The sequence below is a fragment of the Bacillus sp. RZ2MS9 genome, assembly GCF_001816185.2.
GTDB classification, from domain to species: domain Bacteria; phylum Bacillota; class Bacilli; order Bacillales; family Bacillaceae_G; genus Bacillus_A; species Bacillus_A cereus.
On record NZ_CP049978.1, the window covers coordinates 1,047,683 to 1,071,285 of the forward strand.

The following is a 23,603-nucleotide window of genomic DNA, read 5'->3' on the forward strand; positions in this document are numbered from 1 at the left end:
GTATAAAAATTATGTTAGAGTAGGAAATTTTCATTTTGTAACTGAGTATGCAATACTAGAAAAATAGAAAATGATAATAGATTTACATTTTAAATAAGAAAAGGGGAAATAACTTGTGTCCATTTTAATTGTCGATGATAATCCGGTTAACATCTTTGTAATTGAAAAAATTTTAAAACAAGCCGGATATCAGGATCTTGTATCGCTGAATTCTGCACAAGAGCTTTTCGAATACATTCAATTTGGAGAAGATTCTTCCAGGTATAATGAAATTGATTTAATACTGTTAGATATTATGATGCCTGAAATTGATGGACTTGAAGTTTGTAGGCGATTACAAAAAGAGGAGAAGTTTAAAGATATTCCTATTATTTTTGTTACAGCTTTAGAGGATGCCAATAAATTGGCCGAAGCTCTTGATATGGGGGCAATGGATTATATTACGAAACCTATAAATAAAGTTGAACTATTAGCACGTATGCGTGTAGCGTTACGCTTGAAATCGGAATTAAATTGGCATAAAGAACAAGAAGAAAATCTTCGGAATGAATTAGATTTAGCTACGCAAGTACAAAGAAACTTATTAAGTAGCCCATTAAGAGAAGATTATATAAAAATTGAAGCAAGTTACTTACCTTCATTTAAATTAGCTGGAGATATGTATTATTGGTATAAAATCGATGAAAACCGCTACGGTATTATATTATTAGACGTGATGGGACATGGTATATCTGCTTCATTAGTTTGTATGTTTATTTCGTCTGTATTACGTGAAACGATTAAATCTTTAATCGATCCAGAACTTGTCATTAAAGACTTAAATAAATATATGACTCTTTTACATAATGAGAATGACGATATTCCATATTATTTTACAGCGATATATTTAGTAGTAGATACAGAAAAGAGAACGATTGAATATGTAAATGCAGGGCATCCTTCTGGATACGTTTTAGTTGATGAAACAAATATGGTTGAACTAAATCGCGGGAGTTGTGCGGTAGGATTTTTTGATGAAATAAAAGTTAAAAAGACAGTTATACCTTTTGAGAAGAACGCTCAAATCGTATTGTTTACAGATGGTGTTCTTGAAGCAATTGCAAATGATGAATTTGAGGCTGAAGAGAAATTACGTACTTTTACAGAAAGAAAATGGGGAGATTTAGAAGGCGAGATAGAAGGGTTTTACAAGGAAGAACAAAAGAAAGCGCAATCAGATGATATGTGTCTAATTATGATACAAACGAATGCGAAATAAAAAGCGTATGAAATCCAAACAGAGGATTTCATACGCTTTTTATTGTATTTTTTGATAAATTTGTTCGCTAGGATTAAATTGGGTATAATGCGGCATTATATTTGAAAAACGAAGAGTTTCTTTATTTCCTAAACATAGAAAACCATTGTGACCTAGGCTTTCATAAAATAGTTGCTGCACTTGATTTTGAAGTTTACTTGTAAAGTAAATTAAAACGTTACGACAAAGTATAATATGAAACTCGTTAAAAGATTGATCGGTTACTAAATTATGCTGTGCAAAAATAATGTTTTGTAAAAGTGATGGATTAAAATAAGCAAAACGATTATCTGTTGAATAATAGTTAGAAAATGCTTGTGTACCGCCAGCTTGTAAATAATTTTTCGTATAAGTTTGCATTTTATTTAACGGGAGGATAGCTTGTTTTGCTTTTTCTAACACATTTGTATTCATATCTGTTGCGTAAATAACCGACTTTTCACTTAATCCTTCTTCGTGAAGTAAGATGGACATTGATAATACTTCTTCACCAGTTGCGCATCCAGCATGCCAAATTCTAATTTCAGGTTGCTTTTTTAATTCAGGAATAACATGCTCTCTAAGCGCTTTAAAAAAGGCAGGGTTACGGAACATCTCAGTTACATTAATCGAGAAATCATTTAATAACTGTTCTAAAACCCCTTCCTCGTGAATTACTTTTTCAATTAATTTTGAAATGGTAGGGATATTAGAGAGCTGCATTCTATTACAAATTCTTCTATAAATAGATGTGCGAGCATATTGGCGAAAATCAAATCCTGATAGTTTAAATACCGCTTCCAATAGTAATTCAATTTCTAAGTTCGTGCGCTCATCCGTATCTACTGATGGATCAAAATTATAATACTTATTTTCCACTCCAACTAAACCTCACTTATTTTATTAACCATACACTCATTACCGAATAGAGTTGATGTAGATTTAATGGTTTACTTATATAATCTGAAGCGCCAGCAGATAAACATTTTTCCTTATCATTTGGCATTGCTTTAGCAGTTAATGCGATAATAGGTATTTCATTTAACCCTAAGTTCATTCGGATATTTTCCATCGTTTCATAACCGTCCATATTAGGCATCATAATATCCATTAAAATAAGGTCAATATTTGTATTACTTTTTAGTATTTCTAAACACTCTAAGCCGTTTTGGGCAGTAATAATGTTGGCATTTTGTTTTTTTAATGCGTTTTGTAACGCAAATATATTTCGATGATCATCATCGACAATTAAAATGGTTTTCTCTTGGAAGACGTTATTTGTTTCGGGAGTAACGATAGTTTCTTCAACAACTTCAGCAGGAATAACATCTTCTATCGTTGCTGCGACTTCTAAATTGGATAACTGTATATCTGGTAATCCATTTGGAAGGTTAGGAATATATACCGTGAAAGTACTACCTTCTCCTACATTACTCTCTAACGTAATCCAACCACCTAACAATCTAGCAAACTCTTTACAAATAGATAAACCTAATCCTGTACCACCATACTTTCGAATCGTTGCGCCATCTGCCTGTTGAAAGGCTTCGAAAATAAGTTGATGCTGTTCTTTAGCGATACCAATACCAGTATCTTTTACTGAAATTGTAATCCAATCTTTACTTATAGACTGCATATCATGACTTAAATTACTTGTTTCTATCGAATCGAAATGTAAAGAAACGGATCCTTTTTCTGTAAATTTAAATGCATTGGATAATAAGTTTTTAATAATTTGCTCAATCCGTTTTGCATCTGTATAAAACAGATCAGGAATCGTATCACTGTCTTCAATAGTAAATTCGACATTTTTTTGTGCAGCTATATGTAAAAAGTTTTGATGCATATTGGCTGCCATGTCACTTATGTTCGTTGCTTCAAAAATGATGTCTAGTTTGCCTGCTTCTACTTTAGATAAATCGAGTATGTCATTAATTAAAGTAAGTAAGTCTTTCCCTGATGAATGAATGACAGTTGCTAATTCAATCTCATCGTCGGATAAATTGTTATCATGATTTTCTCTTAACATTTCAGATAATAGTAAAATACTATTTAACGGTGTGCGTAATTCATGTGACATATTTGCTAGGAACTCAGATTTGTATTTTGAGCTGCGTAACAACTCGCTTGCTTTTTCTTCTAATTCTGATTTAGTAATTTGTAAGTCAGCTGTCTTCTGCTCAGCCTCTTCAGTTCTAGACTCTAATTGTTCATTCGTTGTTCGTAATTCTTCTGCTTGCATTTGTAGTTCTTCCGCTTGCGTTTGCAATTCTTCTGATTGAACTTGTAACTCTTCTGTCATTGCTTGTGATTCATGTAAAAGAGTTTGAATTCGCATACGTCCCATAATGCTATGGATTGTTAAACCTAGATTATCAACGGTTTGTTGAATTAAATCTTGATGTAAATCTGAAATCTCAGTTACACTTACTAACTCCATTACTGCGATTACTTCATCCTCAAATAAGATAGGGATGATTAATAGATTTTTGGGACGTATTTCTAATACTCCGCTAGTGACATAACGAAACTCTTCGGGTATATCCCTGAGAATAAAACTTTTCTTTTCTAAGGCAGACTGTCCAATGAAACCTTCACCCATTTGAATGGATTGTTTCCCAATATCAGCACCTTGATCGGCGAAAGAAGCTTTCTTCACATAATAGACAGTGTCTTCAATTTCTTCACGTACATAAAATGCACCGCAAGAAGTTTGCGTTTTTTGTATAATTCCACTAAGAATTTTTTTACCTAACATCTCAATAGAAGATACACCTTGATACATTAAAATTAATTCTGCAAGCTCCGTTTGTAACCACTCTCTTTTCGATATTTCGTCTAGTAGGTGATTCGTTGTATGAGCAAGATCTTTTATTTCATCACGTGTGTTTACATGAATTCTTTCCGTGATTTTTTCTTTAGAAGAAATGGATTTAATAGCTTGAATTACATTTTTAATCGTTTTTGTAATGGAATTCGAAATATAGAGTGAAATGATAATAGAAATACAAGAAAGTAAGAACAATAAACTGTATAACCAAATCTCTAATTTATTATTTTCAGTATCTAATTGTGCTGCTCTTTTTTTTGTTAATTGCTCCTCAGTGCTACGGAAGTTAGTTACCTGTGACTGTAATGACTGAATTTGAGTCGTGTCGATTGTTTGTACATTATTACTATTATGATTTGCAATTAACGGGTGAATCTCTTTATTTATCCAACTAATAATATTTTCGTTAATCTGTTTTAATTTTTCTTGCTGAGATGGGTTATCCTCTAATAATGAGAAAAGATCTTGATAATGCTTTTCGTAATCCTTTTCCGCAGAATTAAGAGATTGTACGTAATTTGGATTATTAGAAATGATAAACCCTTTCGCTTTATTTTCAATTGTTAGTAAATCTTTCTCCACTTGATTTGTTAAATTGAGAACTTTAAAATCGTGATCAATAATAAAATTACGAGATTTTTGTAAATTAGAAATCTCATTGTTCAACATAATGAAAGAAACAAGTAAGAACAAAATGATAACTAAATAACCAGCCATAATTTTGTAGCGAATACTAAATTTTGCTTTCGAGTTCATTAAAAATTCCTACCTTCAAGGTTATTAAAACTTTTCTATTTTAAAGAATGAAAAACGTAATATATATTATATCAGTTTTCATAAGGCTAAACTAGAAATCCCCCTATTGTATTAGGGGGTTCTTTTTTTATAGAGGAAATCATTTTGAAATATAAAAACATATATGAAAGGTAGTAAACGAGGGAATAGAGGATAACAAATATTCTAAGAAGGGAAGAGTGTTCTTAAAGCTCTTTTTGCATCTATTCCTTCAAAAATAAATAATACAAGATCTCTCTTTTTTACAGTAAGGAAAAAGGATACTAGAGTGCTTAAGTTTTTAATAGAAGTAAGTGTTCCGTGTTTACTTATAAATACATTCGTTTGAAATGTTGTCATTAAAGCATAAAAATGATGAATCTGCGTTATTGTAGGTGTTTCATTATAAGAAATAGTAGTAGAGTGAATGGCGTTCATCGTAATATTCCTTTCCATATAGTAAGCATAACAATATAAACATACCCGTTTAAAAAAATGTTAAACATATAAATAAGAAAAAATATAATTATAGTTTTTTACGTTTAGAAAAGGTTAGGAAGGGTATACATATACTACAAAGAGATTAACTGAAGATGAATTGTAAGATGTCTATGTTTAGTAGATTAGTCTATCAAAATATACTTTTACTTTAAATAAAAAGGAGCCTGGTATACATGAATGAAATGATGATTAATATTACATTTGATTTAATTTACTTGTTAAGTAGTTCACTTGTAGTGCTTTTACTATTCGCTTTTTTCGTAAATGGTTATGTTAATAAAAAGATTAGTGTATACAGAAATGAAGAAAAATAAAGATACATTATATAAAACTTTAGGAGGTTAATAGTTATGAATGTAGATAGAAAAATAGTAGGTGTTTTTAGAACAATTGATGATGCGGCACTCGTTATTAATGAATTAAATGAAAAAGGATACTCAGCAGATAACATTTCAGCTATTGCGAAAGATCAAAAGGAAATTGAACATCTGGAAGAAAAATCGGGTGAAAAAGTGAATAGCGAAACTGCACATAAAGCAGATATCTTTTCAGCGACAGGGCTTGTAGCTGGAGGAGTAGCAGGCGGACTCGGTGGTTTATTAACAGGTCTTGGTATACTTGCCGTTTCTGGAATGGGTCCAATTGTAGCAGCAGGACCAATCGCAGCAGCTATTGGAGGAGCTGGTATTGGCGGAGGAGCTGGAAGTTTAATAGGAGCATTTATCGGCTTAGGAATCCCTGAAGACCATGCTAAAAAGTATGAAGAATATATTTACGATGGAAATATATTAATTTTAGTAGATGCAAAATTAGATGATAAGTTAGAAATCTATAAAATATTTGATAAGCATAATGCCTATAACTCTGATTTCTTTAAATAAAATGTAAACAAAGTGAATATCGTTTTTGATCTTACAACTTTGGCGCGGCCGAGGAGTCGTATGACTATAAGAGAGGAAGGGCTTATAGTAAAAGATCAAGTCCTATTATGATATTGAGAAGGGAAGAGGTGTCTATTCGTGATTGTAAAAATATTAAAGGATAGTAGCAATAGTTTCCTTTGCACAGTTCAAAGTAAAAATGGAGATCAGTATGTGAAAAAATGGTTTAGTAAACATGAAAATAATAAAGAATTAGGGCGACCAACTTTTAAAGAAGTAGAAAAGGATTGGAAAGAAAATAGAGACTCGTTTATGTATCCTAATGTTAAAGCGCTTTATTGAACATAATGGGGGTTTTATTCTTACAAAATTGTCACACTCCTGTAAGGTAATTCAATAGATTAGATATTTTTTCTGTGTCATAATAAAGACATAAGAAAGCGCATTAAAAAACTACAACTTATTAGGAGAGTGTCAGTCATGATTGTAACAACAACGTCTGGAATTCAAGGTAAAGAAATTATTGAGTATATCGATATTGTAAATGGTGAAGCTATTATGGGTGCAAATATTGTCCGCGATTTATTCGCTTCCGTTCGTGATGTTGTCGGTGGTCGTGCTGGTTCTTACGAAAGCAAGCTAAAAGAAGCTCGTGATATCGCAATGGATGAAATGAAAGAACTTGCAAAACAAAAAGGTGCGAACGCTATCGTTGGTATTGACGTAGATTACGAAGTTGTTCGTGATGGAATGTTAATGGTTGCTGTAAGTGGTACAGCTGTACGTATATAAGTAAATAAAAAACAGGCTCCCCCTTGAAGTTTATGCTTTGAGGGGGTTTTTTATTTTTCTTTTGTTCATGACTAAAGTTAAAATAGAGAAGAGCCGACGTACTCGCTCGCTTATTTCAAATGTAGTATATTATTTCTTGAGAAAAAGCAAGTAAATGGAATTTTTTGTATTTTAAGAAGGTGTTAACTTTATGACAAATAATAAAATTGCTATTTGAGGTACGAAGAGAATTAGTGGTATGAATAATTTTAGAAAGTGTATAGTTAATAGAAATAAACGATGGAGTATGTAAAGAGTTATATTACATAAAATTTATTATGAATGGAGGCGGTTACACTATGTTTTGGTTAGGATGTTTTTTAGGATACATTGTAGGTTCTATTATTACATGTGCGCTACTTTACTTTGGATATAGATCCAATGAAAATAAAAAAGCGGATATGCAAAAAGGGGAGGAGAGAAAAATCAATAAAAAAGGTGTATAGTAGGCGAAAGGTAAGGTGATAGTGTTGATACAAAAATAAAGGACAGTACATATTGTATATGACTACTATGTACTGTTCCGCTTATTCTTTTTGGATTATGAGAGGTTGTTTCCTGTCTTGCTATAAATTTCATAGGCGAAAAACCCCAATAAATAGCCGATTCCAGATCCTAAACTCACTGCAAGAAGTGAATAATCTGGGAAAAACATGCCGAAAATTAAACCGATTATACAGCCAACAAGCATTCCCATAGGTATTAAACTGTCTAATAAAATTTGAGCCTCTTTTGATTTTTTCTTACCTAATGTGCCGTTGTCATATTTATGTTTAAGCCTTCCGATTACATAGACTACAATTCCCCCGACTATTAAAACAGGCGCAATTGCCGTGAGTAACCACATGTTAGAGTCTCCTTTCACCTTTTAACATGATTATACCAGATACTTACAATTAGGTATTCCTGAACGTACTATCTAGTCTATTTAAAAGACCAATCAAAAAGGCTTCTTCAATTGTAGTTAATAACTTGTCAAAAACACTTTCCCTTTCGTTTTATCAGCAGACTGCACAACATCAACTGCCGCTTTCACATCCGCTAAGTCATATGTAGAATGTACCGTCATAAAACGTAATTGCTCATTTTCTACTAAGCGAATTAAGTGACGAAACGTTTCTTGCCATTTATATGGTGATACCTCTTTATTCCAATGTCGTAAATGAAATATGTTTGCGTGCACTTTTGCTTTTGTGACAATCTCGGCCCAGTTCACTTGTATTCCTGATAGAAGACCGATCGTTAAAAAATGCCCGTTTGGACGTAAGGAAAAAGCTAATTCATTTCCATCCGGTCCTCCGATAGAATCAATCGCAGCATCCGCACCGAGCCCGTTTGTTAATTCCATAACAGTTTCATAAAGCGGGGCAGTGGAAGTATCAATTACATATGCAGCACCAAGGCGCAGTAATTCTTCTGTATGCTTATTATTTCTTGTAACGGCAATTAATCGGAAATTTAAAATTTGGGATAACTGCGCAAATAGATGTCCAATAGCGGACCCACAAGCATTCACTAATAAAACGTCATTACGCTGTAAGTTTAACGTTTCTGTACAAGTAACCCACGCCGTAAGGGGATTAATATACATTTGTGCCGCTGTGAAATCATCAATGGAATCAGGAATAGGGACTACAAAATCAGCTGATGTCTTCACATATTCTTGCCAAGTACCTTCCCCGCGTAAAGGTAACACTCGTTTACCGATAAGCTCTCGAGAAACAAAAGCGCCAACATTTTCTACAATACCAACACCTTCATAGCCAGGTATGTTAGGTAAAGGAATTCTATGAGCGTACGCTCCTGTGATGGGAATTAAGTCAGATGGATTAATCGGTCTAACTAGCATACGGACGAAAACTTCATTATCTTTCAGTGGTTCTATATTTTTATATTCAACTTGTAATACGTCTTTTGGATTGCCAAACTTATGAAATTGAATGCATGTTCCAAGCAAAGTAATTTGCCCCCTTAGTTTGATTGGGTTTATTATAGCATTTTTAGTTTGGGTGGTTACTTTGTTAGTGATAAATAGGGTTTTTAATTTACGTATTTATCAGAATTTTATAAAATGTGTATATAACTATAAAATGGGGGGATTTCTTCATGTGTACTAGTTTGACGTTACAAACTAAAAATTTCCAACATCTTTTTGCGAGAACAATGGATTTCACATTAGATATGAATCAGGAAGTAATAATCATTCCTCGGCGTTATCAGTGGAACAATATAACTGGTGAAACTATCCGAGCGAAAAAGGCTGTTGTCGGAATGGGAATTAATCATGAAGGAAGGGTCATTATGGCGGACGGAGTAAATGAAGCTGGTATGACGTGTGCCACTCTCTATTTCCCGGGATTCGCTACTTATAGTAACAGTATAGATAACCATAAAACGAATTTAGCGCCATTTGATTTTGTGGCTTGGAGCCTCACGCAATTTAATTCTGTTGAAGAGTTAAAAAAATCTGTTGATAACATTTCCCTTATAGATATACCATTACCAGTTTTAGGAATTACCCCGCCGCTACATTGGATTTTAGCAGATAAATGGGGAGAGTGTATTGTACTTGAGCCGACAACTGATGGACTAAAAATGTATGACAATCCATTAGGAGTGATGACTAATAGTCCGGAGTTTAATTGGCATTTACAAAATTTAAGACAATATATTGGACTTAAATCGCAGCCATTTGCGCCAACGGAGTGGGGAGATATACCATTAAGTGCTTTTGGCCAAGGTTCAGGAACGATGGGACTTCCTGGAGATTTTACCCCGCCATCAAGATTTGTGCGGGCAGCATATGGAAAACAAAACATTCAAGGTATAGAGAACGAAGAAGAGGGGATATCTGCTATTTTTCATATCTTATCAAATTGTGAGGTTCCTAAAGGGTCAGTAATAACAGAAGACGAAACATTAGATAATACCATCTATACGAGTGCAATGTGTATGGAATCTGGAACATATTATTACCATACTTACGATTGTAGACAAATTATAGCTATTCATTTATTCAATGAAAATTTAGATACAGCTGAGATTAAAACTTATCCGTTTCAGCGGAAACAAAAAATATTTTATGAAAACTGAAGCGCCCCTGAAAAAGTGAAACTAATAAAAACACCTCCATTTAATTTGCATACTTAGTATGCGAATTTAGGAGGTGTTTTTTATTATATGCCACTATTCGGATTCGTTTTATTTTTTACTTTTCTATTAAGCCGAAGCTCTCTTCATTCTCTCCAGTAAACTAGACAACACATGCGTACGATACGATTCTAGTTTTTTACCTTCATAAGTACGGATACCTAATTTTTTAAGTTCTTTTACATACCAACCTTTGCTTCCGAAATACATGTGATCGCTCCCCTTCAACTTTGTTTTATTTATTCTGATTGCATATGGAGGTACAGGTAATATAATGAAGGAAATGAATTTCGCGCGAAAATGGTTAACTTTGTTGCAAAAGACATATATACTAAAGATAGTATACAACGAGGTGGACAAGACGTGATTATAGAGAAGCACGAAATTCAAATTGACCAAATTACTAGCGGTAAAGTGAATATCTTTACTTTCTATCGAAATAGAAAGCAAATTGATGATCATTTTTTACGATTGCAAGAACCATCGCTTACAGCAAACTACTTCTTCCATTTTCATTTTGATGCAGAGAGCTTGCATCTACTGCAGAAAGAGTTTCCGAGCGTATATCCGTACGACGGTAGTGAAACGATTCACGACTGGACGGAAAAGATGAAAGCAGAATTGCAACATCAGATCCAAACAGGTAAATGGAATAAACGCGTACGTATCGGTAATCGTATTCTAGATGTGGTGTTTACGTGGTGTGACGAAGATATAGTAGAGTGAAAAAGAAGCGGATGACGCTTCTTTTTTTAGCGCTGGAATAAAACGAGCTTACCTGCAGTAGATGTACAGCGATGTGTTTTTTCATACAATCCTTTTTCTTGTAAGATAGATTCACCTTTTGCTTTCGCTTCTTTTTCAGTTGCCGCCTCGAATGATTCGTCTAATGCTTTTGAACCATCTTTTTCAAAGACTGTTAGAACGTATACTCCCATGAAAATTCCCTCCAATATTTAAAATCAGAATCTTATAATTATTTTGACATAAAATGCTACAATATGCAAAGAAATATATGACATTGCGTGGTAAAATAGAATGAAACTTTAATCATCGAGAATATTTTTATTCTCGATGATTATTAGTTTTCAGCGATTTAAATTTTGATAAAATGAAACTTTTGAAAGATAGAAAGGATCGTTATTTGTGAAACAAGTAAAGTTTATACATGCGGCTGATTTGCATTTGGATAGTCCGTTTAAAGGGATGGAGATGAATGTTACGCAGTCTGTGTGGGAGAGAATGAAGCAAAGTACGTTTGAATCATTTGAGCGTATTGTTGATAAAGCGATTCAAGAGCGCGTTGATTTCGTATTACTAGCTGGGGATTTGTATGATGCGGAGACGAGAAGTTTGAGGGCGCAAGTGTTTGTGCGTGAGCAAATGAAGAGACTTTCGCAATACGATATCCCTGTTTTTATTATTCACGGTAACCATGATTATTTAGGGGGAAGCTGGGCAGCAATTGAGTTTCCGGAAAATGTTCATGTATTTACTGAGCCTTATGTAGAAGAGAAATCATTTTATAAAAATGGTGAGCTATTAGCTTCTATTTATGGTTTTAGTTATTTGCAGCAAGCGGTAACGGATAATATGACAGCGCAGTATACGAAAATGAGTGATGCGCCTTTTCATATTGGTATGCTTCACGGAAGTGTGGAAGGAGATGCAGAGCATAATCGCTATGCACCGTTTCAAATTCGTGAGTTGAAAGAAAAACAGTTTGATTATTGGGCTCTTGGCCATATACATAAACGTGAAATTTTATCAGAAGAACCATACATTATTTATCCAGGGAACATACAAGGTCGTCATCGTAAGGAAACAGGCGAGAAGGGTGCATACCTTATTGAACTTACGAAAAAAGGATCGCAGTGTTCATTTTTCCATACGGCAGATGTTGTATGGGACGAAATCGAGGTTGGTATTGATGGACTTGACACTGTTGATGAACTTATGACAAGCATATCTACTGCGATGAATGAATGCCGAAGAGAAGAGGAAGGTACGCTATTAACTGTCGTATTTACAGGACAAGGCCCACTTTCACCTTATTTGCGCGACGAAAAGCGTGTGGAAGAGATTTTTCACATTTTAGCATCTGGAGAAGAGCGAAAAGATTTCGTATATGCAATGAAGTGGAAAAATGAGACGGTTTCTTTTGCGGAAATCGAACGTTTGAAAGCGGAAAATCATTTCGTCGGTAGTGTGCTAAAGGAGTTAGAAGCTTTCACTAATATGGACGGAGTATTGCGCACTATTTGGACATCTCCTGTAGCGCGTAATAGTATTGAATCTTTTACAGAAGAAGAGAAGAAAGAGATTCAAAAGGAAGCAGAAAATATTATTTTAGAACAATTATTCCAGCAAGAGAGGGATAAAAAATGAGAATTGAAAAACTCCATATTTATGGGTACGGAAAATTAGAAAATGTGGAAATGGATCTTTCTTTGCTGACAGTGTTATACGGTGAAAATGAAGCTGGGAAATCGACAATTCGCTCATTTATGAAAAGTATTTTATTCGGTTTTCCGACGAGAGGACAGCGCCGTTATGAGCCGAAAGAAGGCGGGAAGTATGGCGGTGCGATCACTGTGCAAACAGAGCAGTACGGTCGTTTGAAAATTGAGCGATTGCCAAAGACGGCAGCTGGCGAGGTGACCGTTTATTTTGAAGACGGGAAAACGGGCGGAGAAGAAATTTTAAACGATATATTAAGCGGGATGAATGAAAGTTTATTTGAATCTGTCTTTTCATTTGATATGCATGGCCTTCAAAACATTCATCAGCTCGGCGAAGCGGATATTGGCAATTATTTATTTTCGGCAAGTGCAGTCGGAAGTGATGCGCTATTGCAGTTAGATAAAAAGCTAGAAAAAGAAATGGACCAGCGCTTCAAGCCAAGCGGGCGTAAACCTGAAATTAACGTGTCACTGCAAGAGATGAAGAAACTTGAAGAGAAGATGAAAGAGTGGCAAGGGAAAATTGGCACGTATGAAAAACAGGTCGAGCAGTTAAAAGAAAGCGAAGAGAATCTTGCTTCTGTTCGCGGGGAAAAAGAGAGTGCAGAAAAACGAAAGCAAGATTATGAAATATTAGCAGCGCTTGAGCCTCTCGTTATTGAAAAGCGTGCGCACGAGAAAGTGTTAGAGAACGAGAGCGGGCAGTTTCCTGTAAACGGAATGGCGCGTTATGAAGCAATTAAGGCGAAGATGGAGCCGCTTCAATTACAAGTTGATTCGCTCCACAAGAAAATTGAGACAGTGCAATCGGAAATTGCCTCGATTCAAATAGATGAAGAGTTTTTACAAAAAGAAAGTTATGTAGAAGAACTTCGTATGCAGCATATGTCTTACGAAAATGCACGCCAAGAAATGCGTGATTTGACAGGAAGTATTACGAATATAAAAGAAGAACTGGCAGAACTAGAGCAACAAATTGGTGCTACTTTTGAAAAGGAAACAGTTCTTTCATTTGATATGAGTTTGGCAACGAAAGAGTTAATTACGCAAACAGTGCAAAAGGCGCGTGAATTAGAAACGCAAAAAGCACAGCTTGATGATCGTTTTAAAGTAGCGCAGGAGCAATTAGAAGAACAAGAAGAGAATATAAGACAGATTAAGCAACAAATGTTAGCGGATGAAGAGCGAAATGCGTTAGCTGAGAAAGAGAAGTCGTTCCAAGATGCGGCGTTTATCGGTATGGGCGCAGAGAGAATGAAGCGCAAGTACGAGGAAAAAGCAGGAGCGGCTATGCAAAAGAAAAAGCAGTGGCAAAGAGTTTGTCTTCTGTTACTCCTTATTAATACAGGCATTTTATTCACGAGCTTATTTATAGACAATCGCCCGCTTTTATTTATTAGTGTCATCGTATTTGTAGGGATTGTTCTCGCTCTTGTTTTATATAAAGATCCATCAAGCGGATTACAAGAAGAGCTTCTTACTCTTCAGCAAAGTGCCGGCGGGAGACAAAGTGAAGAAGCGATGTCTGTACGCTATGAGTTAGAAAAAGATGAAGAGATTCGGAAGTTATTTGAGCGCGAGTCTTATAAGTTACAGCAGTTGGAACGAGCGTATGATAAAGTCGTTTCATCGTATGAGGAATGGGAGAGAGAAACGTTCCAGGCGGGAGAACAAGTCCATGCATATAAAACGCGCTATATGTTTCCTGAATTTTATACGTATGCACACATATTGCCGGCGTTTGAGCGTATTGAAAAAATGCAGCAATTATATCGGGAGTTAGAGAAGCAAGGTACGCGAAAATCTTCATTATATGAAATGATTTCGCAATTTGAACATAAACTAGAAACTGTTATCGGTAGTGCGGAGTATAGTAAGCTACACGAGGCACAAAGCCGTATGCAAAATGAGAAAGAGAAGCGCCAAACTTGTAAGCAGTTAAAAGAAAAACTGGCGGAATGGCAAGAAGAATATGAGTTTATGCAAGAACAATTAAAGCAATTACTAATAGAACGAGATGGTTTATGGCATATTGCAGAGTCTACAGATGAAGAGATGTTTTTAGAAGCAGGTAAACTGGCGGAAAAACGTGAGGATGCAGAGAAACAAGTGGGGCGTTTATTACCGCAAATTGATCTGTTGGAACAGCGTTTAACGAGTTTATCATTAGCTGAACATTATGAAGCTGACGGGTATGAAGGAAAATTAAAGCAAGAAATTACAACTGTCCAAAACTGTCTTACGAAAGAGAAAGAACTGACAGAGCGTATTGCGAAACATCGTATGGAAATTGCGAATTTAGAAGAAGGTAGTACGTACGGCGATTTAATGCATGAATGGGAAATAAAAAAAGCGCAAGTGCGTGAACAAGTGAAGAAGTGGGCTGCTTATGCGGCCGCAAAGACAGTGTTAACGAAAACGAAGCACTATTATCATGAAGTTCATCTTCCTCGTATTTTACAAAAATCAGAAGAGTATTTCGTCTATTTAACAGGCGGACGCTATAGTAAAATCTTTTCACCGTCAGAGGCAGAACCGTTTATCGTTGAACGTAACGATGGTATGCGTTTTTACAGTCATGAACTAAGCCAAGCGACAGCGGAGCAGTTATATTTATCGCTGAGATTTGCACTCGCGAAAACATTCGAACATGATTATCCATTTATTATTGATGATAGTTTCGTGCATTTTGATGCGGTAAGGACGAATCGTACGATTGAACTTATAAAGGAAATTGCAAAGGATAGACAAGTCATATTCTTTACATGTCATGCGCATTTACTTGCGTATTTTCCAGAAAAACAGATTATAAAATTAACACATATGCGTAAAGAAAATGAGTTGTAGTGTGCTATACTAAAAGTAACTGATTTGGTGGAGGAATTCGAATGAAAAAGAAAATTGCAGAGTATGAAGTTGGTGAACAAGTCGATATTTTCTTGTTAATTAAAACAGCGACAAAAGGTATCGCAAGCAATGGAAAGCCATTTTTAACAGTAATCTTACAAGATCCAAGTGGAGATATTGAAGCGAAATTGTGGGACGTATCACCAGAAGTTGAGAAACAATATGTAGCGGAAACAATCGTGAAAGTAGCTGGTGATATTTTAAACTACAAAGGACGTATTCAATTACGTGTGAAACAAATTCGTGTTGCGAATGAAAATGAAGTAACAGACATCTCAGACTTCGTAGAAAAAGCACCAGTGAAAAAAGAAGATATGGTTGAGAAAATTACGCAATACATATTTGAAATGAGAAACCCGAACATTCAGCGTCTAACAAGACATTTATTAAATAAGCATCAAAACGAATTTTTAGACTATCCAGCAGCGACAAAGAACCATCACGAGTTCGTATCTGGACTAGCTTATCACGTCGTATCAATGCTTGATTTAGCGAAAGCTATTTCAAATCTATACCCATCTTTAGATAAAGACTTACTATATGCAGGCGTTATTTTACATGACCTTGGTAAAGTAATCGAACTATCTGGCCCAATTTCTACAACGTATACGTTAGAAGGAAATTTACTAGGCCACATTTCTATTATGGTGAACGAAATTGGTAAAGCAGCAGACGAATTGCAAATCGATGCAGAAGAAGTATTAATTCTTCAACACATCGTCCTTTCGCACCACGGAAAAGCGGAATGGGGTAGCCCAAAACCACCATTAGTAAAAGAAGCAGAAATTCTGCACTACATCGATAACTTAGATGCAAAAATGAACATGATGGACCGCGCATTAGGACGCACAAAACCAGGCGAATACACAGAGCGTGTCTTCGCACTTGATAATCGTTCGTTCTATAAGCCGACGTTCCATAATTAATAATGTGAATCAAATGGCCTCATTAAGTGGTAATAAGCTTAGTGGGGCTGTTGTATAATGATAATAAAGTTATTGAATTTTGATTATTAAAAAGCTAAGAGCCTTACTACATTCTACGTAGCAAGGCTCTTTAAAGTTGTTTCAAATTACATCCATCTGTTCGTTCAAGTGTAACTATTCGCAATTATTTGATATTATATAGGTGAATAGAAAGATACATTAAAAATTAGTTTCGTAGTTGTAAAAGGAGGTTATTTATATTATTTATATTATTCTTTTATAATTTTCCAAAAGGGAGAGTTTATGAAAAAGATTATTGTTTTTGTATTAACGATATTTATATTATTCTCAGGATTCGCAACACAAAGTTATGCGTTGTCAGATTCGCAATCTGCGGCAATACAAGCGTTGCTAGATGATGCCTGTCGTATATCAGGTGTGCCGGGAATGTCAATCTCAATACTTGCTGATGATGAAGTGTTCTACTTTTCTTCAGGGTATGCAGACCGTGAAAAGGGGTTGTCTGCAAGTGAAAATACACTCTATGAGTTAGCCTCGGTCAGTAAAGCTTTTACCGGTATGGGTATTATGCTATTGGAAGAGCAAGGGCTGCTCTCAATGACTGACCCTGTCCAAAAATATTTACCTTGGTTTACATTAAAGTATCAAGGGAAACCTGTTGATATGCAAAGTCTTACACTAAATAACTTTCTTCACCATACCAGTGGTCTAACAAATATTAGGCATCTTCAAAATATTCCACAAGGCAATACACCGGATATGTTGCAAAAGACTGTGGAAATGCTCGTTGATGCTGAATTGGCGTTCCCTCCCGGTGAACAGTATAACTATGGAACCGCTAATTATGACGTATTGGGTTTGGTTATTGAGATTGTGTCGCGACAAAGCTATGAAGACTTTATGAAGGAACAGGTATTTCAACCGTTAGGTCTTCACCAGACGTATGTTTATAAAGAAGCTGCTCAAGCTACTGGACAGTTGGCACAGGGCTACCGTTCTTCCTTTTTTATGACAACTCCATTTAAAGCTCCGGATTATGCTGGGAATAAACCCGCAGGCTACATCATTTCTAATACAAAAGATATGGCTCGTTGGATGGGCATACAGATGGGTATCGTGCAGGACATACCCGAAATATTTCACACGGTTATCGAAAAATCACATAGGGGTGATATGTCTGTTTCGGCTGTCAACGGTATGTATTATGCGGCAGGTTGGTCCGTAAATGCCGATCAAACGATTATAGAACACACTGGGGGCAATCCAAATTTCAGAACCGAAGTAGTCATACTGCCAAATGAACGAACAGCCGTCTCCTTGCTGAGCAACGGCACAAATACCAATACAAACATGGTACTAAAAGTTAAAGATATATTAGAAGGCAATCTAACTCAGTCATATGAAATAAGCGGCACACAGCTTTTGGATATCATTTTGTCGTCTATCACAATTATTTTTTGCCTATTGTCCGTTTTGCTATTTCTCTTAGGATTACGCAGAAGGAGAACGAATGAGCGACAGCCAATGACAAAAAAGAGAATAACCGTAACAGTTATTTTCCTGATCGCTACGATTGCTCTGGGTATACTGTGCTGTGCTTTCGATTGGTCAACAATACTTATGTGGCAAACATATAGTGTTCTTACAGCTTTGATTTCATCAGCATTATTAACAGCAAGCATTACATGGTTTGTATACACTCACCGATAAAATACCTCGCTCCCAAGATAAGCATAATGTTAAGTCATTAAATTTCAATTTATCCCGCTTTAATGGGCAGTAAGACCCCTAACTCAAAATTCAGCGGAAGCAAAGAATTTAGGTGGGGGTCGGGCTGCCCATAAAAGTCCGATTGGTGAGGGCTGATTAAAGTTTCACTTTATGAAGAAAAGGAAATGGACTTAGCGTTGTAAATCTACATTTTTATGACGCTATTCCATATAGAAATTCATCATTCTCCAGTTCAAAATGTTATGCAATAAAAAAATCTCGAATTTGAGATAAATTACTTGCTTTTTAATCACTTGAGTTGTAAAGTGATAGTAACGAAAGTGATTGAGTCATATGAAAAACATACACTCACTTGCTTTCGACTTACAAAACAAAGTAACTTATGCAGTAAAAACTAAGATGAATTTACAAAAACATAATGAGAATAAATTGAAAAGCTAAGAAGCATATTATTTTTTAGGTATCACTTGACTAGTAAAATGAAACGGAGGAATTATCAATGTATGAAATTAAAGGGCATCATCACATTTCAATGGTTACAAAAAACGCGAGTGAGAATAATCATTTTTATAAAAAAGTACTTGGTTTACGCCGTGTGAAAATGACGGTAAATCAAGATGATCCGTCAATGTATCACTTATTTTATGGAGATAAAACAGGAAGTCCAGGTACGGAATTATCGTTTTTTGAAATTCCTTTAGTAGGAAAAACGTACCGCGGTACGAATGCCATTACTCGAATTGGATTACTTGTTCCTTCAGAGGAAAGCTTACATTACTGGAAAGAACGATTTGAGACATTTAATGTGAAACATAGTGAAATAACAACATATGCAAATCGTCCTGCTTTGCAATTTGAGGATGCTGAAGGTCTTCGCTTAGTACTACTCGTTTCAAACGGAGAAAAAGTGGAGCACTGGGAAACTTGGGAGAAATCAGAAGTTCCTGCAGAGCATCAAATTCAAGGAATGGGTTCTGTGGAAATGACAGTTCGTAGACTTGATAAAATGGCGAGTACACTTACAGAGATGTTTGGTTATACAGAGGTTAGCCGCAGCGAAGAGGAAGCAATTTTTCAATCTATTAAAGGAGAGGCTTTTGGAGAAATCGTTGTGAAATATTTAGATGGTCCTACTGAAAAGCCAGGCCGCGGTAGCATTCACCATTTAGCAATTCGTGTGAAAAATGATGCAGAGCTTGCTTATTGGGAAGAACAAGTGAAACAAAGAGGCTTCCATTCTTCAGGAATCATTGACCGTTTCTACTTTAAAAGCTTATATTTCCGTGAATCAAACGGAATCCTATTTGAAATTGCGACAGATGGACCAGGGTTTACAGTTGATGGAGATGTAGAACATTTAGGAGAAAAACTTGATTTACCACCGTTCTTAGAAAATCAGCGTGCAGAGATTGAAGCGAATTTAGCACCTATTGAAGGGAAGTAATAGAAGAAAATATACAACTTTAACATATAAATGAAACCCATTGGAGGAATATAAAATGAACCAATTAAAAGGAATTCACCACGTTACAGCGATTACAAGTAGTGCAGAAAAAAACTATGAGTTTTTCACTCACGTTTTAGGAATGCGTTTAGTTAAGAAAACAGTAAACCAAGATGACATTCAAACGTATCATTTATTCTTTGCAGATGATAAAGGTAGTGCAGGAACAGATATGACATTCTTTGACTTCCCAGGTATTCCAAAAGGAGTACACGGTACGAATGAAATTTCAAAAACTTCATTCCGTGTTCCAACTGATGCAGCATTAGAGTATTGGGTGAAACGCTTTGACCGTCTTGAAGTAGAACATACAGGAATTAAAGAGCAATTTGGTAAGAAAACTCTTTCTTTCGTTGACTTTGATGACCAACACTATCAATTAATCTCAGATGAACTTGATAACGGTATCGAATCAGGTACACCATGGCAAAACGGACCAGTTCCGTTAGAATATGCAATTACTGGTTTAGGCCCTGTATTCATTCGTATCGCGAACTTTAGTTTCTTCAAAGAAGTGTTAGAAAAAGTTTTATTATTTAAAGAGGTTGCGCAAGAAGGAGAATTCTATTTATTTGAAGTGAACGAAGGTGGAAACGGTGCTTCTGTCATTGTAGAACATAATACGGTTCTTCCAGAAGCACGACAAGGTTTTGGTACGGTTCACCATGCTGCATTCCGCGTAGAAGATCGCGCTGTATTAGAAGAATGGATTGAGAGAATCAGTAGCGTTGGACTTCCTTCATCTGGCTATGTAGACCGTCACTTCTTCGAATCATTATACGCAAGAGTTGCACCACAAATCTTATTTGAATTTGCAACAGACGGCCCAGGATTTATGGGAGATGAGCCATACGAAACACTTGGCGAAAAATTATCTTTACCTCCATTCCTAGAGCCAAAACGTGAAGAAATTGAAAAATTAGTTCGTCCAATTGATACAGTGAGAAGTACGAAGGAATTTATTAAAGAGTAAAAATAGAGATAGTAAGTAGGAGAGCAAGTAGTTTTAGCGGAGTGCTGGAACTACTTGCTTTTTTATTTATCCTAGTGAGTTTTCTGACAATTATTTCTCAAGTTATTAAAAAGGAAAACTTTGGTATAATTAATTAAAATATTGAATTTTCTAATAATTATTTTTCAATACATAGAAAAGGAGTGGTAATATACGATTTTAATAATTGTATAAAAATCCTAATTTTGTAATTTTGGAGAAAAGGAGATGCGAGTGTATGGGAGCAGATGTAGTAACGCGGGAGCAAATGAAACATTCTTTAGATGATTGGTATCGTGTAATGTTGCAGCAAAATATAGAGAAAGCTACGGAAATGAAAGAGGAGATTGAAAGTAAGATTAGTGGGTTGGATGTGGATCAGGAGTTATCTTTGTATTTTACCTTATTAGATTTTAGATATAAAATGCTGACGGATTGGTTGAATATAAAAGAAAATAGTTTTGAGAGAATAGAATCTTTTGAAATTCCAACTGAAGGGTTTTTAGCATATTATTATCATTTCTTTAAAGGGATATATTGCACTTCAATGTCTAGATATGGCGATGCAAAGGAAAGTTATGAAAAAGCAAATGAACTAATGAAATATGTTTCGCACTCTTTAGAAAATGCAGAATTTGATTATCGTATAGGTAATTTTTACTATCAGACATATCAACAAGTTAATGCAATTGATTATTTGAGAAAAGCGAAAGAAGAGTTTAAAAAACATATAGGTTGCGAAATAAATATAGCGCTATGTGAAAATGCTTTTGGTCTGTGTTGTGTAGATTTGAAAAATTACGAACTCGCGGAAGAAAGCTTTAATGCTGCTATGGATATTTTCCAAAAGGTAAATTATGAAAAATATATTTTAATGGTGCGTCATAATTTAGCCTTTTTGTATGCTAGTCAAGATTTATCGGAACTTGCAGTTCGCCATGCATCCGAAGTTACAAAAAAACAGCCGAAATTTTTTAAAGCGCTATTTGTTGAAGCGCGTGAATGTTATAAATTAGGGCAATATCAATTGGCAGCAGATCTGGTTGAAAAAGGTTTGGATATTTGTAAAGAATTAAATAAGGAAGAGTTTCAATATCGTTTTATGATTTTGAAAAGCGTAAATGAAAAATCACCTACATTAAGTTTAGAGCAAGTAGTTTTAGAAGGTATTACTTATTTTGAAAAAGAAGAGCTATGGGAGTGTATACAGGAATACGCTGAAATGTTGGCCTTAAGGTTTTATAAGGAAGAGAATCACGATAAAGCTAGTCATTATTTTTACATGAGTCATAAAGCTCAAAAAAAATTGTTAAAAAAAGGAGCGCTAAAATAATGAAAAAGATTCACTTTGGAATGTTAGGGATTGCGTTAGTAGGTGTGTTATCAATTGGAGCTAATAGTTCATTTACAAATCAAGCCTTAAATATAGGAGAGACAGGAGGAGCACCAGCAAGACCAGACTATGTTAGCTTCAATAAAGGAGATACTGGTGGAGTACCAGTAAAACCAGACTATGCTAGTTTCAATAGAGGAGACACGGGTGGAGCACCAGCAAAACCAGACTATACTAGAGGCGACACAGGAGGAGCACCAGCAGATAATAAAGGTGACGGTGGCGGTATTAGCAAGCAAGACTCACACGCTGATCATTTTTAAATTAAATAATAACAAAGAAAGGGATCTCACAACGAGGTCCTTTTCTTTGTTATTAGGCCATGTAGAGAAAAGAATTGACTTACTTTAATTCTGTAACTATAATAGTTACAGAATAACCATTAGTAATAGAAATGAGTTATATTTTTCTTTTTAATTGTAACTGTTTTAGTTACAATTAAAAAGAAAACATAAAATAGCCAAAAAATGTAAAAACTTTAAATAGCAAATTGAGAAAGGAGACGGGAACTTTGAAACGGTTTAAGTTTTATTTGATTAGCGGTATTGTGCTTGTTTTGCTTATCGTATGTAACTTCGTTGATAAGCCGATTGCGAAGGTTGAAGAAGTGAAAGATACTGTTATGATGAAGCTGAATACGAAAGAGAGTATGGCGCAAATTGATGGGCAGACGATTTATTTTAAGCAAATTGGTGAGGGGAAACCTCCGTTACTCATGTTGCATGGGTTTGGTGGTTCTTCTGATGGGTTTAGTGATATTTATCCGGAACTAGTGCGAGATCATACGATTATTGCGGTTGATATTTTAGGGTTTGGGCGTTCTTCTAAGCCGGTTGATTTTCAGTATTCGTTTCCTGCGCAAGTGAATTTATATTATAAGTTAATGAAGAAGCTTGGATACGATCAGTTTGCGGTGCTCGGCCATTCAATGGGCGGAGAGATGTCCCTTAATTTAGCGTATTTATATCCGGATGCAGTGACGCATCTCATCTTGGCGGATGCTACAGGGATAGAGTCTTTCCAGCAAAAAGAAAGTTATGAAGTACCACCGCTATCGACGGACTTACAAACTGTAACTGAGATTACGAAGTATAATAAAAATGAAGTAAAAAATAGTCGTGATGATAAAGAGCATTATGATCAGCTTACGAAAATGCGAGAGCGCCGCATTGCGATGGAAGCTGATAAAATTAAGGTACCGACTTTAATTATATGGGGACGACATGATAAGAGTGTTTCGTGGAAAAATGGTGAACTGTATCATGGGCTATTTGCAAATAGTACGTTTCATATTATTGAAAAAGGATACCACGCACCGTTTCGTCAAGAACCAATTGAGTTTATGGAATATGTACAAGCATTTTTCGCGAAGCATCCACAATAAAAATTTTAAGCATAAATCCAATTCTTTCCTCATAAAGTGAA

At 35.3% G+C, this 23,603-nt stretch carries 24 protein-coding genes; 17 read left to right on the forward strand and 7 right to left on the reverse strand.

Translation table 11 applies throughout. From position 1 onward, the window contains the following. Positions 1-115: 115 nt before the first annotated feature. The gene (locus tag BHV55_RS05445; RefSeq protein WP_000025538.1) at positions 116-1,258 is read left to right on the forward strand and encodes a fused response regulator/phosphatase; all 1,143 of its coding nucleotides are present in this window, start codon (positions 116-118) and stop codon (positions 1,256-1,258) included. Between the two features lie 39 nt (positions 1,259-1,297). On the opposite strand, the gene BHV55_RS05450 is transcribed toward BHV55_RS05445, so the two are convergent. The 3 genes from BHV55_RS05450 to BHV55_RS05460 all read right to left on the reverse strand — a co-directional run bounded on the left by BHV55_RS05450 (position 1,298) and on the right by BHV55_RS05460 (position 5,318). After that, positions 1,298-2,155, reverse strand: a complete 858-nt coding sequence (locus BHV55_RS05450; RefSeq protein ID WP_000429042.1) for a CheR family methyltransferase — start codon at positions 2,153-2,155, stop codon at positions 1,298-1,300. Between the two features lie 16 nt (positions 2,156-2,171). After that, positions 2,172-4,862 (reverse strand): ATP-binding protein, encoded by a 2,691-nt coding sequence (locus BHV55_RS05455; RefSeq protein ID WP_048568220.1) that lies wholly within the window; start codon positions 4,860-4,862, stop codon positions 2,172-2,174. A 204-nt stretch (positions 4,863-5,066) separates the two neighbouring features. Next, positions 5,067-5,318: a hypothetical protein gene (locus tag BHV55_RS05460; protein WP_000991357.1), complete on the reverse strand. Its 252-nt coding sequence runs from the start codon at positions 5,316-5,318 to the stop codon at positions 5,067-5,069. 236 nt (positions 5,319-5,554) lie between these two features. On the opposite strand from BHV55_RS05460, the gene BHV55_RS05465 reads away from it, so the two are divergent. The 5 genes from BHV55_RS05465 (at position 5,555) to BHV55_RS05485 (ending at position 7,539) form a co-directional block, all read left to right on the forward strand. Then, the gene (locus BHV55_RS05465; RefSeq protein WP_001004571.1) at positions 5,555-5,695 is read left to right on the forward strand and encodes a hypothetical protein; all 141 of its coding nucleotides are present in this window, start codon (positions 5,555-5,557) and stop codon (positions 5,693-5,695) included. A 36-nt stretch (positions 5,696-5,731) separates the two neighbouring features. After that, positions 5,732-6,262 carry a general stress protein gene (locus BHV55_RS05470; RefSeq protein ID WP_001100100.1) on the forward strand — a complete coding sequence of 177 codons (531 nt, stop codon included), beginning with the start codon at positions 5,732-5,734 and terminating at the stop codon, positions 6,260-6,262. A gap of 138 nt (positions 6,263-6,400) precedes the next feature. Further along, entirely contained in the window at positions 6,401-6,604 is a 204-nt protein-coding gene (locus BHV55_RS05475) for a DUF4028 family protein (protein ID WP_000635861.1), read from the forward strand. A 138-nt stretch (positions 6,605-6,742) separates the two neighbouring features. Beyond that, positions 6,743-7,054, forward strand: coding sequence for a YbjQ family protein (locus tag BHV55_RS05480; RefSeq protein WP_000637510.1), 312 nt, complete (start codon positions 6,743-6,745; stop codon positions 7,052-7,054). A 338-nt stretch (positions 7,055-7,392) separates the two neighbouring features. Beyond that, positions 7,393-7,539 (forward strand): hypothetical protein, encoded by a 147-nt coding sequence (locus BHV55_RS05485; protein ID WP_168369333.1) that lies wholly within the window; start codon positions 7,393-7,395, stop codon positions 7,537-7,539. A 95-nt stretch (positions 7,540-7,634) separates the two neighbouring features. Here BHV55_RS05485 and BHV55_RS05490 read toward each other — a convergent pair whose 3' ends face one another. Together BHV55_RS05490 and BHV55_RS05495 are read right to left on the reverse strand one after the other, a co-directional pair. Further along, positions 7,635-7,940, reverse strand: coding sequence for a hypothetical protein (locus BHV55_RS05490; protein WP_048568219.1), 306 nt, complete (start codon positions 7,938-7,940; stop codon positions 7,635-7,637). 117 nt (positions 7,941-8,057) lie between these two features. After that, complete coding sequence (locus BHV55_RS05495; RefSeq protein ID WP_070757248.1) at positions 8,058-9,050, reverse strand: zinc-dependent alcohol dehydrogenase family protein; 993 nt, start codon at positions 9,048-9,050, stop codon at positions 8,058-8,060. A gap of 149 nt (positions 9,051-9,199) precedes the next feature. Here BHV55_RS05495 and BHV55_RS05500 point away from each other — a divergent pair, with 149 nt between their 5' ends. Then, positions 9,200-10,186 carry a choloylglycine hydrolase family protein gene (locus BHV55_RS05500; protein WP_070757247.1) on the forward strand — a complete coding sequence of 329 codons (987 nt, stop codon included), beginning with the start codon at positions 9,200-9,202 and terminating at the stop codon, positions 10,184-10,186. Between the two features lie 126 nt (positions 10,187-10,312). Here BHV55_RS05500 and BHV55_RS05505 read toward each other — a convergent pair whose 3' ends face one another. Next, positions 10,313-10,453, reverse strand: coding sequence for a YflJ family protein (locus tag BHV55_RS05505; protein WP_000273537.1), 141 nt, complete (start codon positions 10,451-10,453; stop codon positions 10,313-10,315). 153 nt (positions 10,454-10,606) lie between these two features. On the opposite strand from BHV55_RS05505, the gene BHV55_RS05510 reads away from it, so the two are divergent. Further along, on the forward strand, positions 10,607-10,969 hold the full coding sequence (locus tag BHV55_RS05510) for a hypothetical protein (protein WP_000582785.1): 363 nt from the start codon (positions 10,607-10,609) through the stop codon (positions 10,967-10,969). Between the two features lie 26 nt (positions 10,970-10,995). Here BHV55_RS05510 and BHV55_RS05515 read toward each other — a convergent pair whose 3' ends face one another. After that, positions 10,996-11,181 carry a YhzD family protein gene (locus BHV55_RS05515; RefSeq protein ID WP_000539552.1) on the reverse strand — a complete coding sequence of 62 codons (186 nt, stop codon included), beginning with the start codon at positions 11,179-11,181 and terminating at the stop codon, positions 10,996-10,998. 208 nt (positions 11,182-11,389) lie between these two features. On the opposite strand from BHV55_RS05515, the gene BHV55_RS05520 reads away from it, so the two are divergent. The 9 genes from BHV55_RS05520 (at position 11,390) to BHV55_RS05560 (ending at position 23,562) form a co-directional block, all read left to right on the forward strand. Next, a complete protein-coding gene (locus BHV55_RS05520; RefSeq protein ID WP_000815729.1) occupies positions 11,390-12,631 on the forward strand; it encodes a metallophosphoesterase family protein in 1,242 nt (413 codons plus the stop codon). Further along, positions 12,628-15,552, forward strand: coding sequence for an ATP-binding protein (locus tag BHV55_RS05525; RefSeq protein ID WP_070757246.1), 2,925 nt, complete (start codon positions 12,628-12,630; stop codon positions 15,550-15,552). The genes BHV55_RS05520 and BHV55_RS05525 overlap by 4 nt, the downstream gene beginning before the upstream one ends. A gap of 41 nt (positions 15,553-15,593) precedes the next feature. Beyond that, positions 15,594-16,538 (forward strand): 3'-5' exoribonuclease YhaM, encoded by a 945-nt coding sequence (gene yhaM, locus BHV55_RS05530; protein WP_000726639.1) that lies wholly within the window; start codon positions 15,594-15,596, stop codon positions 16,536-16,538. Positions 16,539-16,841: 303 nt separating this feature from the next. Beyond that, complete coding sequence (locus BHV55_RS05535) at positions 16,842-18,269, forward strand: serine hydrolase domain-containing protein (protein ID WP_070757245.1); 1,428 nt, start codon at positions 16,842-16,844, stop codon at positions 18,267-18,269. Positions 18,270-18,789: 520 nt separating this feature from the next. Beyond that, on the forward strand, positions 18,790-19,734 hold the full coding sequence (locus BHV55_RS05540) for a ring-cleaving dioxygenase (RefSeq protein ID WP_070757244.1): 945 nt from the start codon (positions 18,790-18,792) through the stop codon (positions 19,732-19,734). Positions 19,735-19,789: 55 nt separating this feature from the next. After that, the gene (locus BHV55_RS05545) at positions 19,790-20,767 is read left to right on the forward strand and encodes a ring-cleaving dioxygenase (protein ID WP_070757243.1); all 978 of its coding nucleotides are present in this window, start codon (positions 19,790-19,792) and stop codon (positions 20,765-20,767) included. Between the two features lie 256 nt (positions 20,768-21,023). Continuing rightward, on the forward strand, positions 21,024-22,118 hold the full coding sequence (locus BHV55_RS05550; RefSeq protein WP_048568212.1) for a response regulator aspartate phosphatase: 1,095 nt from the start codon (positions 21,024-21,026) through the stop codon (positions 22,116-22,118). Next, complete coding sequence (locus BHV55_RS05555; RefSeq protein WP_070757242.1) at positions 22,118-22,441, forward strand: Phr family secreted Rap phosphatase inhibitor; 324 nt, start codon at positions 22,118-22,120, stop codon at positions 22,439-22,441. The genes BHV55_RS05550 and BHV55_RS05555 overlap by 1 nt, the downstream gene beginning before the upstream one ends. A 248-nt stretch (positions 22,442-22,689) precedes the next feature. Next, on the forward strand, positions 22,690-23,562 hold the full coding sequence (locus BHV55_RS05560; protein WP_000819468.1) for an alpha/beta fold hydrolase: 873 nt from the start codon (positions 22,690-22,692) through the stop codon (positions 23,560-23,562). The last annotated feature ends 41 nt before the right edge of the window (positions 23,563-23,603 follow it).

Bases quoted from the DNA above. Each gene is read 5' to 3' on its own strand.
- BHV55_RS05485 (WP_168369333.1), top strand. From the start codon at position 7,393: ATGTTTTGGTTAGGATGTTTTTTAGGATACATTGTAGGTTCTATTATT.
- BHV55_RS05480 (WP_000637510.1), top strand. From the start codon at position 6,743: ATGATTGTAACAACAACGTCTGGAATTCAAGGTAAAGAAATTATTGAG.
- yhaM (WP_000726639.1), top strand. From the start codon at position 15,594: ATGAAAAAGAAAATTGCAGAGTATGAAGTTGGTGAACAAGTCGATATT.
- BHV55_RS05470 (WP_001100100.1), top strand. From the start codon at position 5,732: ATGAATGTAGATAGAAAAATAGTAGGTGTTTTTAGAACAATTGATGAT.
- BHV55_RS05500 (WP_070757247.1), top strand. From the start codon at position 9,200: ATGTGTACTAGTTTGACGTTACAAACTAAAAATTTCCAACATCTTTTT.
- BHV55_RS05490 (WP_048568219.1), bottom strand. From the start codon at position 7,940: ATGTGGTTACTCACGGCAATTGCGCCTGTTTTAATAGTCGGGGGAATT.
- BHV55_RS05545 (WP_070757243.1), top strand. From the start codon at position 19,790: ATGAACCAATTAAAAGGAATTCACCACGTTACAGCGATTACAAGTAGT.
- BHV55_RS05550 (WP_048568212.1), top strand. From the start codon at position 21,024: ATGGGAGCAGATGTAGTAACGCGGGAGCAAATGAAACATTCTTTAGAT.
- BHV55_RS05525 (WP_070757246.1), top strand. From the start codon at position 12,628: ATGAGAATTGAAAAACTCCATATTTATGGGTACGGAAAATTAGAAAAT.
- BHV55_RS05535 (WP_070757245.1), top strand. From the start codon at position 16,842: ATGAAAAAGATTATTGTTTTTGTATTAACGATATTTATATTATTCTCA.
- BHV55_RS05555 (WP_070757242.1), top strand. From the start codon at position 22,118: ATGAAAAAGATTCACTTTGGAATGTTAGGGATTGCGTTAGTAGGTGTG.
- BHV55_RS05460 (WP_000991357.1), bottom strand. From the start codon at position 5,318: ATGAACGCCATTCACTCTACTACTATTTCTTATAATGAAACACCTACA.
- BHV55_RS05465 (WP_001004571.1), top strand. From the start codon at position 5,555: ATGAATGAAATGATGATTAATATTACATTTGATTTAATTTACTTGTTA.
- BHV55_RS05515 (WP_000539552.1), bottom strand. From the start codon at position 11,181: ATGGGAGTATACGTTCTAACAGTCTTTGAAAAAGATGGTTCAAAAGCA.
- BHV55_RS05505 (WP_000273537.1), bottom strand. From the start codon at position 10,453: ATGTATTTCGGAAGCAAAGGTTGGTATGTAAAAGAACTTAAAAAATTA.
- BHV55_RS05455 (WP_048568220.1), bottom strand. From the start codon at position 4,862: ATGAACTCGAAAGCAAAATTTAGTATTCGCTACAAAATTATGGCTGGT.
- BHV55_RS05540 (WP_070757244.1), top strand. From the start codon at position 18,790: ATGTATGAAATTAAAGGGCATCATCACATTTCAATGGTTACAAAAAAC.